This is a genomic window from Emcibacter sp. SYSU 3D8 (assembly GCF_039655875.1).
In the GTDB taxonomy this organism is placed as follows: domain Bacteria; phylum Pseudomonadota; class Alphaproteobacteria; order SMXS01; family SMXS01; genus RI-34.
Genome location: NZ_JBBYXK010000002.1, coordinates 565765 through 581275, shown reverse-complemented (window position 1 = coordinate 581275; position 15511 = coordinate 565765). Strand labels below are relative to the sequence as shown.

The following is a 15511-nucleotide window of genomic DNA, read 5'->3' as shown; positions in this document are numbered from 1 at the left end:
ATTGCTTTCCTCAGCCCAACGTCTCGGCGATGACGTCGTTCAGGTGGCTCACCTTGAAGGGCTGGCCGTTGACCTGATTCAGCCTGACCGCGTCCACCAGGTAATTATCGCGCAGCACGGTAGCGAACTGGCCCTTGTTCATTTCGGGGACCAGCACCTTCTTGAAGCCCTTCAGCAACTCGCCCAGGTTCTTCGGCAGCGGCCACATGTAGCGGACGTGAATCTGCGACACGTTCAGGCCCTTGGCGCGCGACTGCTCGACGGCGCGGTAGATCGGGCCGAAGGTCGAACCCCAGCCCACCACCACCAGTTCGCCCGAGGCATCGCCCTGGGTGATTTCCTGCAACGGGATATCGTCGGCGATGCCGAGCACCTTGTTCCAGCGCGTATCGGTCATCAGCTGGTGATTGTCCGCGGCGTAGGAAATGTTGCCGGTGTTGAAGTCCTTCTCGATGCCGCCGATGCGGTGCTCGGTACCCGGATTGCCGGGGATCGCCCAGTTGCGCGCCAGGGTCTTCTGGTCACGCGTGAACGGGCTGAACCCTTCGGCCTCGGTGTGGAACGCGACCGGGAATGGCTTCAGGCTGTCGAAATCCGGTACCGGCCACGGCTCGGCCGCATTGGCCAGATATCCGTCGGTCAGCAGGATCACCGGAGTCATGTACTTGACGGCGAGGCGCACGGCCTCGATGGCCACCTCGAAGCAATCGCCCGGCGTGGCCGAGGCGATTACCGGCAGCGGCGCGTCGCCGTTGCGGCCATAGATCGCCTGGTACAGATCCGACTGTTCCGTCTTGGTCGGCAGGCCGGTCGACGGACCGCCGCGCTGCGAATTGACGATCACCAGCGGCAGTTCGGTGGTGATGGCAAGACCCATGGCTTCGCCCTTCAGCGCGATGCCCGGACCGGACGAGGACGTCACGCCCAGCGAGCCGGCGAAGCTGGCGCCGATGGCCGAGCAGATGGCGGCGATTTCGTCTTCCGCCTGGAAGGTGACGACGCCGTGCTCCTTCAACCGCGCCAGCTGATGCAGCAGGGTCGAGGCGGGCGTGATCGGGTACGAGCCGAACATGATGTTCAGTCCGGCCAGCTTGCCGCCGGCCACCAGACCCAGCGCCAGCGATTCCGCGCCGGTGATGGTGCGGTAGACGCCCGGCGCCACTTCGGCGCGGCCGACCGTGGAATGGCTCATGTCGCCCGCCAGCTCGGCGGTCTCGCCGAATGCATGGCCGGCATTCACGGCGGCGACGTTGGCGTCGGCGAGCTGCTGCGACTTGGCGAACTTGCCGCGCAGCCAATCGACCACCGACTGGCGCTGACGGCCGTACATCCACAACATGAGACCCAGGGTCCACATGTTCTTGCAGCGGATGGCGTCCTTGTTGGACAGGCCGAATTCCTTGACGGATTCCAGCGTCATCTTGGTGATGTCGAGCAGGATCACCTGATAGGGCGCGATGGTGCCGTCCTCGAGCGGGTTCGAGGTGTAGCCCGCCTTGGCCAGGGTCCGGCTGTTGAACGAGCCGGTGTCGACCACCAGAGTCCCGCCCGGCTTGAGCGAGTCCAGATTGGTCTTCAGCGCCGCCGGGTTCATGGCGACGAGCACATCGGGCTGGTCGCCCGCTGTCAGCACGCGGCGTGCGCCGAAATTGATCTGATAGGCCGAGACACCGAACGTGGTGCCTGTAGGCGCCCTGATCTCCGCCGGAAAGTCGGGGAAGGTCGCCAGGTCGGTGCCCATCAGCGCCGTCGAGTGCGTAAATTGCGTGCCCGTCAATTGCATGCCGTCGCCGGAATCACCGGCAAAACGGATAACGACGGATTCGAGGCTTGCGGGGACGCGATCGTCCACGCTCGCGGTCGGCTTTTGAGCGAGATTGGTTGCCATCTTCTCCCAGCCCCATCCTTTCGGGGTCGAATTTTCGGCAGACGTGCTTAAACGCGCGCTGTCACACGGCTTACATACTACCACGCGTACCCTGCGGCAAGGCGAACAATAGCGGTAGAGCCTGCGCGCATAACTGTTGGGGTATCTAGTGTTACGCGCTGGACTAATCAACAAAAATGTAAAATATAATTTAATACACAATTTATATGTATTATTGTGCGCCGCCCGCCTGATCTGTTAGCGCCCGCAACAATCCGGCCGATCCGGCCTCGATCAGATCCAGCACTTTGTCGAACCCGCCGGTGATGTAGGGATCGGGCACGTCGTCCAGGCCGACGACAGGCGCATAGTCCAGAAACAGCCTCGGAACCGTGCGCCCCGAAGCGGCCATGCGCTGCACTGCGGCAAGGTTGCTGCGGTCCATCACGAGGATATGATCGAACTCGACGAAGTCTTTTTCGTGCACCTGCCGGGCCCTGAGGCCGGTGATGTCGATTCCCCGTTTCGCGGCCGTCGTGATGGCGCGGCGATCAGGTTGTTCGCCGATATGCCAATCTCCGGTGCCGGCTGAATCGATGGCAATGACCTCCTTGAGACCGGCTTTCACGACCATGTCGCGGAACATCCCCTCGGCCATGGGCGAGCGGCAGATGTTGCCCAGACAGACGAACAGGACGCTGGTTGGAGACATCGGGGCTACTGTTTCACGGCCATGGTGAGGCCGTCGCCGATCGAGACCAGCACGCTGAACACGCGCGCATCGTCCCTGATCTTCTCGTTCAGCGCCCGGATCGCGGCGGTGCTCTCGTCCTGCTTCTCGGGATCGGCCACGCTGCCGCCCCACAGCACATTGTCGACCAGCACCACGCCGCCCGGCCGCAACAGGGTCAGGCTGTATTCGTAGTAGCCGTCATATTCCTTCTTGTCACCGTCGAGAAAGATCATGTCGAAGGTGCCGGCCTCGGGACCGTCCGCCAGCGCCGCCATGGTCTCGAGCGCGGGCGCCAGCCGCAGGTCCACCTTGCCGGCGACACCGGCCTCGGCCCAGTAGCGCTTGCCGACCGCGGTCCATTCCTCGCTGATGTCGCAGGCCACCACCTTGCCGTCATCCGGCAGCGCCTGGGCGACCACCAGCGCGCTGTAGCCGGTGAAGGTGCCGACCTCCAGGTATTTTTTTGCGCCCATCAGCTTGACCAGCACCTGCATGAACCGGCCCTGGTCGCGGGAGATCTGCATGCCGGCCCACTGGCCGGTCTTTTCGGTGGTCTCGTCCCGCAGCCGCTCGAGCAGCGGCTCGGGCGCGAGCGTCGCCTTCAGCAAATAGTCGTAAAGGCCATCATTGAGAAAACTGCCTCTGGACATATCTCATCTCCATCCGGTCATATCGACATAGCAGCGGCGGCGAGAGGCATCAACATGACAAAACTCGAGGGACCCGAGCGCACGGCGGCGCTTGCCACCCTGCCCGGCTGGTCCGACGTGCCGGGCCGCAACGCCATTACCAAAACCTACAAGTTCGGCGACTTCAACGAGGCATTCGCCTTCATGGCGCGGGTCGCGCTGGCCGCCGAGAAGGCCGATCACCATCCCGAATGGTCTAACGTCTACAACCGGGTGGAAGTGACCCTGTCGACCCACGACGCCGGCGGCGTGACGAAGAAGGACATCGCGCTGGCGACGTTCATGGACAAGGCGGCCAGATAGTCCGGGACGCGGCCTGCTTGCGGCGCAACGGAATGCCCAAATCCCTGAGCGGGGATTCGGATAAAAAAAGGGGCCGCGAAGGCCCCTTTTCCCGTCCTATCTGGACAAGCTCACTTCGGCGCCATGCGCAGCGCGCCGTCGAGACGGATGGTCTCGCCGTTCAGCATCACATTGTCGAAGATGAACATGGCGGTCTTGGCGTATTCGCTGGGATCGCCCAGGCGCGGCGGGAACGGCACCGACTCGCCCAGCGCGTCCTGCACGTTCTGCGGCAGGCCCTTCAGCATGGGGGTGATGAACAGGCCCGGCGCGATCGTGCAGCAACGGACGCCGTCGCGCGACAGGTCGCGGGCGACGGTCAGCGTCATGGACACCACGCCGCCCTTCGACGAGGCATAGGCCACCTGGCCGATCTGGCCTTCATAGGCAGCGACCGAGGCGGTGTTGACGATCACGCCACGCTCGCCGTCGGCCAGCGGCTCCATCTGGGTCATGCGCGCGGCCGCCAGGCGGATGCAGTTGAAGGTGCCGATCAGGTTGACGTTGATCACCTTGGTGAACACAGCCAGCGAATGGGGCTCGCCCTTGGACACGGTCTTGCCCGCGTCGGCGACGCCGGCGCAGTTCACCAGGATGCGGGCGTCCTGACCATGGGCCGCCTTGCCCTTGTCCAGGCCGGCGATGACGCTTTCTTCGCTGGTCACGTCGACCTTGGCGAAGACACAGCCCATTTCCTTGGCCGCCTGTTCGCCCAGGGTTTCATTGACGTCGAAGATGGTGACTTTGGCACCCTTGGCCAGCAGCGCTTCCGCGGTGGCCCGGCCCAGGCCGGATGCGCCGCCGGTGATCACGGCGGCAACTCCATTCACATCCATTCTGTGTCCTCGTTTTTCGTTGTTTCGTGTTTAGGCGCGCCGATTTAGCACAGTGGTTTCACGGAGTCGAGGATGCGGCGGGTGGTGAAATTCACGTTACCGCCAGACGCTGGCGGTCATCGCCTCGAATGTTGCCCTGTCGGCGTAGACCTGGCTGGGGGGCGTGCGCATGACCAGATTCCAGTGGGCGAGAATGGTTTCCTGGAAGGCGCGGAACCGGGGCTGCAGCGCCTCGAGCGGCTGGCCGAACACGGCCTCGAGATAGGTCGGGTACATCTTGCGGTCGCGGGCCCTCAGCGCCGCCATGAAGGCGGGCAGCTTGCCCTCCTTCCAGATGAAAATCATCAGTAGCCGCTGCTGGCTCTGGTACCGGGTTCCGTCCACGGTTGGCGTGTCCGAGACCAGATTCGCCAGCTTCAGGTCGGGCAGCAGCAGCCTGATGTCCTGCAACCGCCAGGGATTGTGATAGCCGTGGGCGAACCGCACCACCCGCTGGCCGGCCGCGGCGTCGGTCTCCCAGAAGCCGTAGAACTTCTCGAAATAGGTGCGCAGCCCGGTCACTGCCCATTGCGGCAGGTCGTCGTATCCGTCGCGCAGCAGGCCAGGCAGCAGCAGGCTGGTGACGGTGCCCACACCAGAGCGGCTGTAGGTCACCAGCCGGCCGTCGCTGACAAAAACACCGTATTTGGGGATGTCGATCGCCGGATAGTTCCGGCGCATGTAGGACGCGAAATGCGCGGCATCGTCGGTCATCACGATCTCGATACCGGCATGGGGATCGCGGGGCAGGAACTCGTTGTCGACCATCGCGGCGAAGCCGTCGATGACGGCCTGCATTTCGGCCTTGCGCCCGGGGGTTTCCAGATACTCCCAAGAGATGGTGATCTCGGGTCCGGTGCTGTCGAAAACGCCGGCCATGTCGAGCGCTGCCGCCACGCGGGCGGGCATCGCCGCCAGCGCGAGACTCAACGCTGCCGCCAATATTCTCGCCGCCATGTTGTTCCCCTCGCCGGCCGTTATGCGGCCTCAGGCATTGTAAACGGCCCGTGTGACGGGTGGCCAGCCGTTAATCTGCCCGCGTGGGTCAGGGATTGGTGGACACGGCGGGCGGCTTGCCCGCCTTTGCCAGCCGGTGTTCGCGCCGCGTGATGTAGAAGGTCGAGCCGATCAGCAGCAGCGCGCCGGCGCCGGTCCAGATGTCGGGATATTCGGCGAACAGCAGCAACCCGGCCGTCGTAGAGAACAGCAGCCGCGTATATTCGAAGGGCGCCATGGAGGACGCCTCGGCCAGCCGATAGCCGCGCACCACACAGGTTTGCAACAGGGTGGCGACGACGGCGATGGCCGCGAGCAACGCCAACTCGCGCAGGTCGGGCGTGTGCCAGTTCAGCGCGGCTGGGATGGCGAGCACGATTGTCTGCGCCAGCACCGCATAGAACACCAGCGTCTCGGTGCGGTCCGTTCGGGTCAGGATGCGGACGAGCACGATATTGACCGCCGCCAGCCCCGCGGCGGCCAGCGCGATCAGCGCCGCCGGTTCCATGCCTGGCCCGGGCCGCATGACAATCAGCACGCCGACGAAGCCCACCAGCGTCGCCGTGGTCCGGTACCATCGCAGCCGTTCGGACAGGAACAGCGCCGCCAGCACCAGCACGAACAGCGGGCGCGAGAACAGGATCGAGGTCACCTGGGCCAGTGGCAGGTGCACGAACGCATAGAACGCCGCCAGCAGGATCATCCCCGAGCTGACCGCGCGCACCAGTTGCAGGATCGGCCGGTGGGTCTTGAAACCGCCCAGGCCGACGCGCCACATGAACGGCAGGACGACCGCCAGACCGAACAGGCCCCGAAAAAATGCGATCACCGTCGGCGGCACGGTCTCGCCGGTCACCTTCACCAAGGCCATGAGCACTGTGTTGAGCACCGCCGCCGCCAGGATCCATACCGCGCCGCGCAGATTGTCGCGGGCCTGTTCGGGCCTTTCAAGCGCTGCGGCCACCTATTCGGCCGGATCCGGCACGGCCTTGGCCGCCGCCCGGCCCGCCGCCTCGCGCCGGGCGATGTACACCGTGCTGAACACGATAAGTCCGCCGCCGACCACGGTGAGCAGATCGGGCGTTTCGCCGAACAGCGCAACACCCAGAAGGGTCACGAACACCAGCCGCATGAAATCCAGGGGCAGCACGGCGCCGGCGTCGGCCATGGACAGTGCCTTGGCGAGGAACCACTGGGCGGTGCTGGACACCGCGCCGATGATCGCCAGCACCATGAAATTGTGCCAGGTCATGGCCTGCCAATATATCAGCGCCAGTCCCAGCGAGATGGGCAGGCACAGGGTGTTGCCGTAAAGGATGATGGTCTGGGTGGCCTCGGTGGCCGACAGCTTCTTCACGCACAGGAGCGAACTGGCCATGGCCATCGCGCCCATCAGTGCGGCCAGGATGCCGAGATGGACGTCCTCGATGCCGGGCCGCACCACCACCAGCATGCCGAGGAAGCCGACCAGCACGGCCACGATCCGCCGACGGTGCAAGGTCTCGCCCAGCAGGATCGCCGCGCCGATGGTGGCGAACAGCGGCGCCGAGTAGTTCACCGCCATGCCCTGCGCCAGCGGCACGTGGGCGATGGAATAGAAGATGCCGACCATGGCGACGAGGCTGCAGGTGCTGCGCAGGAAATGCAGCGGCAGCCGCCGCGTCCGCAGCCCCGCGCCGCCCGATTTCAGGAACAGCGGCGCCAGCACGATTGCGCCGAACAGCGAGCGCCAGAACACCATGTAGATCGGATGCATGGTCTCGGCGCCCCAGCGCAGCAGCGCCCACAGCACCGAAATGGTGGCGCTGGCGCAGATCATCAGCAGTACGGCCTGGACCGTCCGGGATGGGGCGGCGATTTTCAGCATGCGCGCAGGTTATGCCGATCGTTGTGGCCTGCCAAGACTCTGGTAATATCCGTTCGAATTTTCGAGATGACGGGCTTGATGTTGACGCGATTGATTTTCCTGCTCGCCGCGCTTGCGTGGTCAACGTGCTTCTCCGCGATGGCGGACGAACCGGCTCTGGACGCGACCGTATCGGCCCTAAACGCCGATCCTTGGGGTTATCACGGCAAGCGGGTTCGCCTCACCGGCACGTTCGGAGAATGTTATGGCTTCAATTGCGTGCTGTGTGACGGCGAACAGCAGCCGAGGCCGGGCGCGGCATGCGCCTCCGTTTCGTTCTCTGCCAGAGGCGCATCGCGCCAGGAACTCGATCTCGCCGAAGCCCTCGAAAGGCGACTGCGTTATGCGACCGCGACCATCGAAGCGAGCTACGATGCCGCCTGCTCCGGGGTAAAGCGTCCCGGAAGCCCGCCGAATTTGATCACAGTCTGCACGGACAAGGGGAGCACGCTCGAAGGCGTGACTCTGGTGCGCGTCCTGGCCTTCCGCGACGGGATATCGCAGGTGCCTCGTGGGGGTGGCAACCCACTGACCAAGCCCTTGCCGAAGGACGAACGGGGATTGCAGGCCGCACTGGCTGACATATTGCCAGGAGGCGACACCTACGGGTTCGAGCAGCCGTTCCTCTTCGTCGTGGAGGAACACCCGCAAGCACCGCCGGAGTTGCCGGTGGAGGCCCGTGGCGGTGCCTGCATCTGTCTGGCCGCTGCATGCGCGGTCTGGCCGTTCACCCATGGACAGACCTACATCACCACCGATATCGATCCCTATCGCTGCTGGCAGGCGGAACGCCGTGACGGAAGATGGCGTTTCGTGCTGTCCGATCCGCTGCGTTGAGGGCCAGAACAGGAACCCGGGCGTTTTCGCATCCTGCTACTCGCACGGCGTGCTGAACGGCAGGGTTGGTCTTTTCGACCGTATAGCGTAACTTGACACCGAACATATGCGCCCATATCGAGATCATCGACCTCGATTATGAAGATTGCCACTAGGAACCCGCCGTGAACGCGACCGCAGGTATCCGGCTGAAAAACCCCGCCCATCCCGGCGGCTTCATCCGGCACGAGATCATCGAGCCCCTCGGACTGTCGGTGACGGCGGCGGCAGCGGCGCTCGGGGTGACGCGGGCGACGCTGTCGACCCTGCTCAACGAACGCTCCCACCTGTCTCCGGAGATGGCCTTGCGGCTGGAGAAGGCCTTCGGCGTGTCGATGGATACGCTCATGCGCATGCAGAACAGCTTCGACATCGCCCAGGCCCGCAAGCGCGAGGGGGAGATCGATGTCGCGCGGTTCGGGGCACCCCTGTAGCCGGCTGGATTTGCGCCATCGCCGCGCACCCTGTATAAGCCGCGCGAAACCGGCCTTTCAGGCCATGGACGGAGCGCATGCGCGGGTTTTTCGGCATCGGGGTCGAGAGCGGCGACAAATCGGGCAATCTGGGCAACCTGATGCGTACGGCGCACGGGTTCGGCGCCAGCTTCCTGTTCACGGTCGGGCGCGACTACAACAAGGACGACACCTTCTCGGACACCAGCCGCACCGACCGGGAAGTGCCGCTGTACCGGTTCGACAGCGTCGAGGCCATCATGCTGCCGGCGCGCTGCGTGCTGGTCGGCGTCGAGCTGACCGAGGATGCGATCGACCTGCCCAGCTTCGCCCATCCGCGCCAGGCCGCCTATGTGCTGGGTCGCGAGCGCGGGTCGCTGACGCCGGAGATCCTGGCGCGCTGCGCGCATGTGGTCCGCATCCCCACCAGCTTCTGCCTCAACCAGGCGACGGCGGGCGCGGTGGTGATGTATGACCGGGTGCGCACGCTGGGGCGCTGGCCGGTACGCCCCGTGACGCCGCGCGGCGAGCCGATCCCCATGCTTGAGCATCGCTACGGCGAGCCTATCTCCCGGTTGAAATCTTGACGGCCGTGAAAAACAGGACGATCCACAGCTCTGTGGTGGATGTCGTGGAAAATCGGCGCCGCGCCTTATATGGTAGGTCCATGAAAACTATCCTGATTCTGGCCGGACTCGCGGCCTTTGCCGCCGCCGGGCCCGCGCTCGCCGCGCAGCCCAAGCTGCTCGGAACGTTCACCGACTGGGACGCGTTCACGAATGGCAGCGGCAACGCGAAGACGTGCTGGGCCATTACCGTGCCCAAGCGCACCAAGCCCCAGGAAGTGGATCATACAGGCGTGTTCTTCATGGTGTCGCACAAGCCCGGCAAGAAGATCAGCGACGAGGTGCGCTTCGGCGCCCGCTACACTCTCAAGTCCAACAAGGACGGCACCGCCATCATGGGCGGCTTCAAGGAGCCGCTGTTCAATTCGGGCAAGGATGCCTGGGCTTATGACGCTGCCTCCGACAAGCGGATCGTCGCCACCATGAAGGGCGCGGCGCTGCTGACGGTCAAGGAAATGGCGGCCAACGGCGACAACACCGAATACGACTTCTCGCTGTCCGGATTCACCGCCGCGATCAATGCGGCAAAACAGGCGTGCGGCTCATGAACATGCTTCGTACGCTGAACACGCCCGAAACGTCCGGCAAGAGCAATCTATGCGGCCTGTCGCGCGACGAACTGCGCGCCGCGCTGGCAGTCGCTGGCGTGCCCGAGGGCCAGACCAAGATGCGCGCCCAGCAGTTGTGGCACTGGATCTACAACAAGGGCGCCACCTCGTTCGACGTCATGACCAATGTGTCGAAGGACATGCGGGCCACGCTGGAAAAGACCTGCGAAATTCGCCGGCCCGAGGTATCCGTTGCCCAGCTGTCCGAGGATGGCACGCGCAAATGGCTGGTCCGGCTCGACGATGGCAACGAGGTCGAGGCGGTATTCATTCCCGAGGACGACCGCGGCACCTTGTGCGTTTCGTCTCAGGTCGGCTGCACGCTGACCTGCAAGTTCTGCCACACCGGCACCCAGCGGCTGGTGCGCAACCTGACCGCCGCCGAGATCGTGGGCCAGGTGCTGATTGCCCGCGACGCGCTGGGTGAGTGGCCAAGCCCGTCCGACGGACGGCTGCTGTCCAATATCGTGCTGATGGGCATGGGCGAACCGCTCTATAATTTCGACAACGTCAAGCAGGCCATGAAGATCGTCATGGACCCGGAAGGCATCTCGCTGTCGAAGCGCCGCATCACCCTGTCGACCTCGGGCGTGGTGCCGATGATGCAGCGCTGCGGCGAGGAGATCGGCGTCAACCTGGCGGTCTCGCTCCACGCGGTGCGCGACGAGACCCGCGACGCCATCATGCCGATCAACAACAAGTATCCGCTGAAAGAACTGCTGACGGCCTGCGCCAATTATCACGGCGTGTCGAACGCCCGCCGCATCACCTTCGAATACGCCATGCTGAAGGGCGTCAATGACAGCCTGGAAGACGCTCAGGAACTGGTCCGGCTGCTGAAGAAGTACGACATCCCGGCCAAGGTGAACCTGATCCCGTTCAATCCGTGGCCCGGCACCGCCTTCGAGTGCTCGGACTGGGACACCATCCACGCATTCTCGGAATATGTGTTCAATGCCGGCATCTCGGCGCCGATCCGCATGCCGCGCGGCCGCGACATCATGGCTGCCTGCGGCCAGCTGAAGTCCGCCTCGGAAAAGATCCGCAAGGCCGATCTGCCGGCGTCCGGCCCGGCGGCCACCTCCGCGTAGAGCTGGCCGCATGGTGCCCTTGAAGCTCCTGCTACGCAGGCTCATCAGGAAGGGTACGCTGGCTGTCACCGATCCCAGCGGCAAGACCGAGACCTTCGGCACGCCGCCGGGCATTTCCTCGGCCATCAGGCTGCACGACCCGAAGCTGGCGTGGCGCATCCTGCGCGACCCGACCCTGGCGGTGGGCGAGGCCTATATGGACGGCACCTTGACCATCGAGCAGGGCGATATCCTCGATTTCCTCAACCTGGTGGCGGTCAATTCCGGGCGCGCCACCGACGCCAGCGCCTTCCGCCTGGGCGCCGGGCCGTTGATCCGCGGCGTACGGCGCGCCAACAGCCGGCGGCGCGCCAAGCGCAATGTGGCGCAGCACTACGAATTCACCACGGAATTCTACGACCTGTTCCTCGATGGGAACCGGCAATATTCCTGCGCCTATTTCCGCAATCCCGGCGACACGCTCGAGCAGGCCCAGCGCGACAAGCTTGACCATGTGGCCGACAAGCTGCTGCTGCAGCCCGGTCACCGGGTGCTCGATATCGGTTGCGGCTGGGGCACGCTGGCCCGGCACATCAACGCGGTCTCCGGCGCTCATGTCACCGGCATCACCCTGTCCGAGGAACAGTGCCGCGCCGCCCGCGAAATGGCGGCTGCCGAGGGCAAGGAGGATGTCCTCGATTTCCGCATCGAGGATTATCGCAAAATCGAGGGTCCGTTCGACCGCATCGTCTCGGTGGGCATGTTCGAGCATGTGGGCATGGCGCATTACGACACGTATTTCCGCCGCATCCGCGACCTGCTGACGCCGGACGGGCTCGCCATGGTGCACACCATCGGCCGCAGCGACGGACCGGGCGGCACCGACGCCTGGACCGAGAAATACATCTTTCCCGGCGGCTATTCGCCCGCCTTGTCCGAGGTGATGCCGGCCATCGAGCGCTCCGGCCTGTTCATCAGCGACATCGAGGTACTGCGGCTGCATTACGGCCGCACCACCGAAGCCTGGTACCGCCGTTTCCAGCAGAATCGCGACCGGATCAGGGCGCTCTATGACGAGCGCTTCTGCCGGATGTTCGAGCTGTTCCTGGCCGGCTGCGTCGGCAGTTTCGACTATGGCGGGCTGGTGGTGTTCCAGATGCAGCTGGGCAAGCAGGCTGATTCGGTGCCGCTGACCCGGGATTATCTGTACCGGTAAATCTTTGGTGCTTCTGCGAGCGTAGCGAAGCAATCCAGCCAGGCCGTCGCACAGCCGTCAACGGCACGGCTGGATTGCTTCGCGTTGCTCGCAAAATCACGGGAATTCAAGGTAGGAGGCTCTCGAACAGCCGCAGTTGCCCCTGCGTCGTCGCGTCCCAGCTGAAGCCTTCGGCGTAGGCGCGCGTCGCTGTCCGCTCCGGCGGATGGTCGAACAGCGCCTTCAGGCCAGCCGCGATACCGGCCGCCGACCTGTCCTTCACCAGCACCCCGGCCTCGGGCGCGGCGACCACCTCGCCGGTGCCCCAGACGTCGGTCGCGACCACGGGCGTGCCGCAGGCCATGGCCTCAAGCAGCACATTGGCCCAGCCTTCCCGGCTCGACGCCAGCACCAGCGCGTCGGCCGCGCTGTAGAGCGATGGCAGGCTGTCATGGGGCACCTGGCCCAGCAGCCGCACCCGCCCGGTCAGGCCCAGCTCGGTGATCTGCCGCTCCAGCGCCGGCCTTTCCTCGCCGCCGCCGGCGATCAGCAGCGAGGCGTCGGACACCGACTTCATCGCCTCGATGGCCAGATGGTGTCCTTTGCGCTCGATAAGGCCGCCGACCGAGACGATGGTGCGGCCGTCGGCGCCCCAGCGGTTACGGGCGGCCATGCGGTCGAGCGGGCGGAACAGCGCCAGATCGACGCCGTTGCGCAGGGTGGTGATCTTGCCGGCATCGATGCCCATGTCGAGCAGCGGCTGCTGCAGCGCATCGCAAACGGTGATGATCGCATTCGCCGCCCGTGCCGCCTGCTCGATCTGCAGCCGCGGTATATCGAATTGGGGGATCAGGTTGAGATCGGTGCCGCGCGCGGTGATGGCAAGCGGCAGGTCCAGTTCGCCGGCCAGCTTCGCGGCCGCCACGCCGTCGGGATAGAAGTAATGGGCATCGATCAGCTGGGCGCCGCGCTCGCGGGCCAGTTTCCGTACGATCGTGCGCGCGCCGCGATAGAGCAGCGCCGGCGCGATATTCATGCCGACCTTGGGAATCACCTTGTAGCGTGGGTGGAAGATTTCGATGCCGTGGCGCACTTCGTGCGCGGGCACGCTGGCATAGGCCGCATAGGTACCGAACGCCTTCGCGGTGAACGGGAACCAGGGCACCGGCGCGACCACGGTCAGGTTGACCCGGCCGCTCTCGGTCAGACGCCGCAGCCGGTTCTCCACGAATATGCCCAGCACCGGCTGGGCCGCGTTGGGATAGAGCGTGGTAAAACTGAGGATGTTCATGGCCGGCTCGCGGCATCGTGCCGCAGGAACCCCTGGAACATCAGCAGCAGCCAGAGAATCCTCGAATTGTCGCGGTAGCCGCCCTGATGCTGGTTCAGCAGCATCTCGACCGCCTGCGCATCGACAAACCCCGACTCGCTGAGCAGGCTGCCGGTCAGCGCCTCGCGCACCATGTCCCTGAGCGGCCCGCGGAACCACGGGCCGATGGGCACGGAGAAGCCCTGCTTGGGCCGGTAGAGAATGTCGGCCGGCACGAACGGATCCATCGCCTGCTTCAGGATGGCCTTCTTCTCGCCCCCGGCGATTTTCACCGAAGCCGGCAGGTTGACGCCCCATTCCAGCAGGCGGTGGTCGAGGAAGGGTGCGCGCACTTCCAGGCTGTTGGCCATGCTGGCCCGGTCCACCTTCACCAGGATGTCGCCGGGCAGCCAGGTCTTGATGTCGGCGTATTGCGCCTGCTTCAGCGGGTCGGCGCCATCGGCCTTGCGCCAGTGATCGCGCAGCACCTCGATGGGATGGTAATCCGAGCGGTGCAGCTGGCCGCGCACATCGAGGCTCAGCAGGTTGCGTCGCTGCCGCTCGGTGGTCGCCGAGACGCTGAGGAAGTACGCGTCGACGTCGTCGAGGGCCAATTCCTGGAACGTGGTCCTGGCGCGCAGCATCCGCGGCGCCCAGTCGGCCCTGGGGTAGATCTTGCCCAGCGTGCCGAACAGCACGCGGCGAAAGCCGGGCGACAGCAGCCGGCGCACCCGTGCCTCGCGCTCATGCCACAGATAGCGCCGGTAGCCGCCGAACACCTCGTCGCCGCCGTCGCCGGACAGGGCGACGCTCACCTTCTCACGCGCCAGCGCGCAGACCTGGAACGTGGGAATGGCCGAGCTGTCGCCGAACGGCTCATCATAAATCCCCGCCAGCCGATCGATCAGTCCGAACGAATCGGGGTCCACCTGCCGCGCCGTGTGATCGGTGCCGTACCGGCTGGCGATGACGCCGGCATAGGCCGATTCGTCATAGGCCCTGTCGCCGAAGCCGATGGAGAATGTCTTTACCGGCGTCTCCATGCCCAGCGCCATCTGGGCGACAATGGCGCTGGAATCCACACCGCCCGACAGGAACGCACCCAGCGGCACGTCGGCGATCAGCCGCCGCCGGGTGGCGATTTCCAGTTGGGCTGCCACGTCGGCCGGATCGCCTGCGGTCGGCGCCAGCTGCAGGTCCCACCACTGGCGCAGCTGCGGCTCGCCGCCGCGCCGCCAGCGCAGGCAATGTCCCGGCGCCAGCTTGCGCGCCGCCCGGTAGATGCTTTTCGGGTCGGGCACGTAGCCATAGGCGAAGAAGTCGGCGACGGCCTCGGTGTCGATGTCGCGCGGCAGGTCCGGATGGCAGGCCAGCGCCTTCAGTTCGGAGCCGAACAGGCACAGGCCGCCGGGCAGGATGGCGTAATAGAGCGGTTTCTTGCCCAGCCGGTCGCGGGCAAGGAACAGGGTGCTCTCGCGCGGGTCCCAGAGGGCGAAGGCGAACATGCCGTCGAGATGAGACAGGCACTCGGCGCCCCATTGCTTCCAGCCATGCAGGATCACCTCGGTGTCGCACCGGGTGCGGAAACGGTGGCCGTGACCGGCCAGGGTGTCCATCAGCGCGGGGAAATTGTAGATCTCGCCATTGAACACGACTGTGACGCCGGTTTCCGGATCGGTCATCGGCTGGGCGCCGCCGGCCAGATCGATGATCGACAGCCTGCGGTGGCCCAGCGCAATCCCCGGCTCGGCGAACAGTCCCGACCCGTCGGGTCCGCGATGGACAAGGGTATCGGTCATGCGCCGGAGGAGGCCCCGGTCCATGGGCCGCGTCCCCGTGCCGTCGAACATGCCCGCCAATCCGCACATAGGCTTGTTTTCTATCAGAATCAGGCGCTTGGCGGGCGCAAAAAGCGCGCCTTGCCCGTCGGCGTCATTTCCCTATACTCCGCCGCCAATCCGATCCCC

At 65.2% G+C, this 15511-nt stretch carries 16 protein-coding genes; 7 read left to right on the top strand and 9 right to left on the bottom strand.

Annotation, left to right across the window (positions count from 1 at the left end; genetic code table 11):
- Positions 1–10: 10 nt before the first annotated feature.
- From WJU21_RS08630 to WJU21_RS08620, 3 genes are all read right to left on the bottom strand, one after another.
- Positions 11–1888 (bottom strand): 2-oxoacid:acceptor oxidoreductase subunit alpha, encoded by a 1878-nt coding sequence (locus WJU21_RS08630; RefSeq protein WP_346323002.1) that lies wholly within the window; start codon positions 1886–1888, stop codon positions 11–13.
- Between the two features lie 211 nt (positions 1889–2099).
- The gene (locus WJU21_RS08625; RefSeq protein ID WP_346323001.1) at positions 2100–2579 is read right to left on the bottom strand and encodes a low molecular weight protein-tyrosine-phosphatase; all 480 of its coding nucleotides are present in this window, start codon (positions 2577–2579) and stop codon (positions 2100–2102) included.
- A 5-nt stretch (positions 2580–2584) separates the two neighbouring features.
- Positions 2585–3250, bottom strand: a complete 666-nt coding sequence (locus tag WJU21_RS08620) for a class I SAM-dependent methyltransferase (RefSeq protein WP_346323000.1) — start codon at positions 3248–3250, stop codon at positions 2585–2587.
- Between the two features lie 54 nt (positions 3251–3304).
- On the opposite strand from WJU21_RS08620, the gene WJU21_RS08615 reads away from it, so the two are divergent.
- On the top strand, positions 3305–3592 hold the full coding sequence (locus WJU21_RS08615; protein ID WP_346322999.1) for a 4a-hydroxytetrahydrobiopterin dehydratase: 288 nt from the start codon (positions 3305–3307) through the stop codon (positions 3590–3592).
- A 110-nt stretch (positions 3593–3702) separates the two neighbouring features.
- Here WJU21_RS08615 and WJU21_RS08610 read toward each other — a convergent pair whose 3' ends face one another.
- The 4 genes from WJU21_RS08610 to WJU21_RS08595 all read right to left on the bottom strand — a co-directional run bounded on the left by WJU21_RS08610 (position 3703) and on the right by WJU21_RS08595 (position 7369).
- Positions 3703–4467: a 3-hydroxyacyl-CoA dehydrogenase gene (locus WJU21_RS08610; protein ID WP_346322998.1), complete on the bottom strand. Its 765-nt coding sequence runs from the start codon at positions 4465–4467 to the stop codon at positions 3703–3705.
- A 96-nt stretch (positions 4468–4563) separates the two neighbouring features.
- Positions 4564–5463, bottom strand: a complete 900-nt coding sequence (locus WJU21_RS08605; protein ID WP_346322997.1) for a hypothetical protein — start codon at positions 5461–5463, stop codon at positions 4564–4566.
- Between the two features lie 88 nt (positions 5464–5551).
- Entirely contained in the window at positions 5552–6466 is a 915-nt protein-coding gene (locus WJU21_RS08600; RefSeq protein ID WP_346322996.1) for a DMT family transporter, read from the bottom strand.
- Entirely contained in the window at positions 6467–7369 is a 903-nt protein-coding gene (locus tag WJU21_RS08595; RefSeq protein WP_346322995.1) for a DMT family transporter, read from the bottom strand.
- 66 nt (positions 7370–7435) lie between these two features.
- Between WJU21_RS08595 and WJU21_RS08590 the strand changes: the two genes are divergently transcribed.
- The 6 genes from WJU21_RS08590 (at position 7436) to WJU21_RS08565 (ending at position 12256) form a co-directional block, all read left to right on the top strand.
- Positions 7436–8245 (top strand): hypothetical protein, encoded by an 810-nt coding sequence (locus tag WJU21_RS08590; protein ID WP_346322994.1) that lies wholly within the window; start codon positions 7436–7438, stop codon positions 8243–8245.
- A 164-nt stretch (positions 8246–8409) separates the two neighbouring features.
- On the top strand, positions 8410–8718 hold the full coding sequence (locus WJU21_RS08585) for a HigA family addiction module antitoxin (protein ID WP_346322993.1): 309 nt from the start codon (positions 8410–8412) through the stop codon (positions 8716–8718).
- Between the two features lie 77 nt (positions 8719–8795).
- The gene (locus WJU21_RS08580) at positions 8796–9323 is read left to right on the top strand and encodes an RNA methyltransferase (RefSeq protein ID WP_346322992.1); all 528 of its coding nucleotides are present in this window, start codon (positions 8796–8798) and stop codon (positions 9321–9323) included.
- Between the two features lie 80 nt (positions 9324–9403).
- Positions 9404–9910 carry a hypothetical protein gene (locus WJU21_RS08575; RefSeq protein ID WP_346322991.1) on the top strand — a complete coding sequence of 169 codons (507 nt, stop codon included), beginning with the start codon at positions 9404–9406 and terminating at the stop codon, positions 9908–9910.
- Between the two features lie 2 nt (positions 9911–9912).
- A complete protein-coding gene (gene rlmN / locus WJU21_RS08570; RefSeq protein ID WP_346323481.1) occupies positions 9913–11061 on the top strand; it encodes a 23S rRNA (adenine(2503)-C(2))-methyltransferase RlmN in 1149 nt (382 codons plus the stop codon).
- 10 nt (positions 11062–11071) lie between these two features.
- A complete protein-coding gene (locus WJU21_RS08565; protein WP_346322990.1) occupies positions 11072–12256 on the top strand; it encodes a cyclopropane-fatty-acyl-phospholipid synthase family protein in 1185 nt (394 codons plus the stop codon).
- 106 nt (positions 12257–12362) lie between these two features.
- On the opposite strand, the gene WJU21_RS08560 is transcribed toward WJU21_RS08565, so the two are convergent.
- Both WJU21_RS08560 and WJU21_RS08555 read right to left on the bottom strand, forming a co-directional pair.
- Positions 12363–13526: a glycosyltransferase family 4 protein gene (locus tag WJU21_RS08560; RefSeq protein ID WP_346322989.1), complete on the bottom strand. Its 1164-nt coding sequence runs from the start codon at positions 13524–13526 to the stop codon at positions 12363–12365.
- Positions 13523–15412, bottom strand: a complete 1890-nt coding sequence (locus WJU21_RS08555; protein ID WP_346322988.1) for an XrtA/PEP-CTERM system amidotransferase — start codon at positions 15410–15412, stop codon at positions 13523–13525. The genes WJU21_RS08560 and WJU21_RS08555 overlap by 4 nt, the downstream gene beginning before the upstream one ends.
- Positions 15413–15511: the final 99 nt, after the last annotated feature.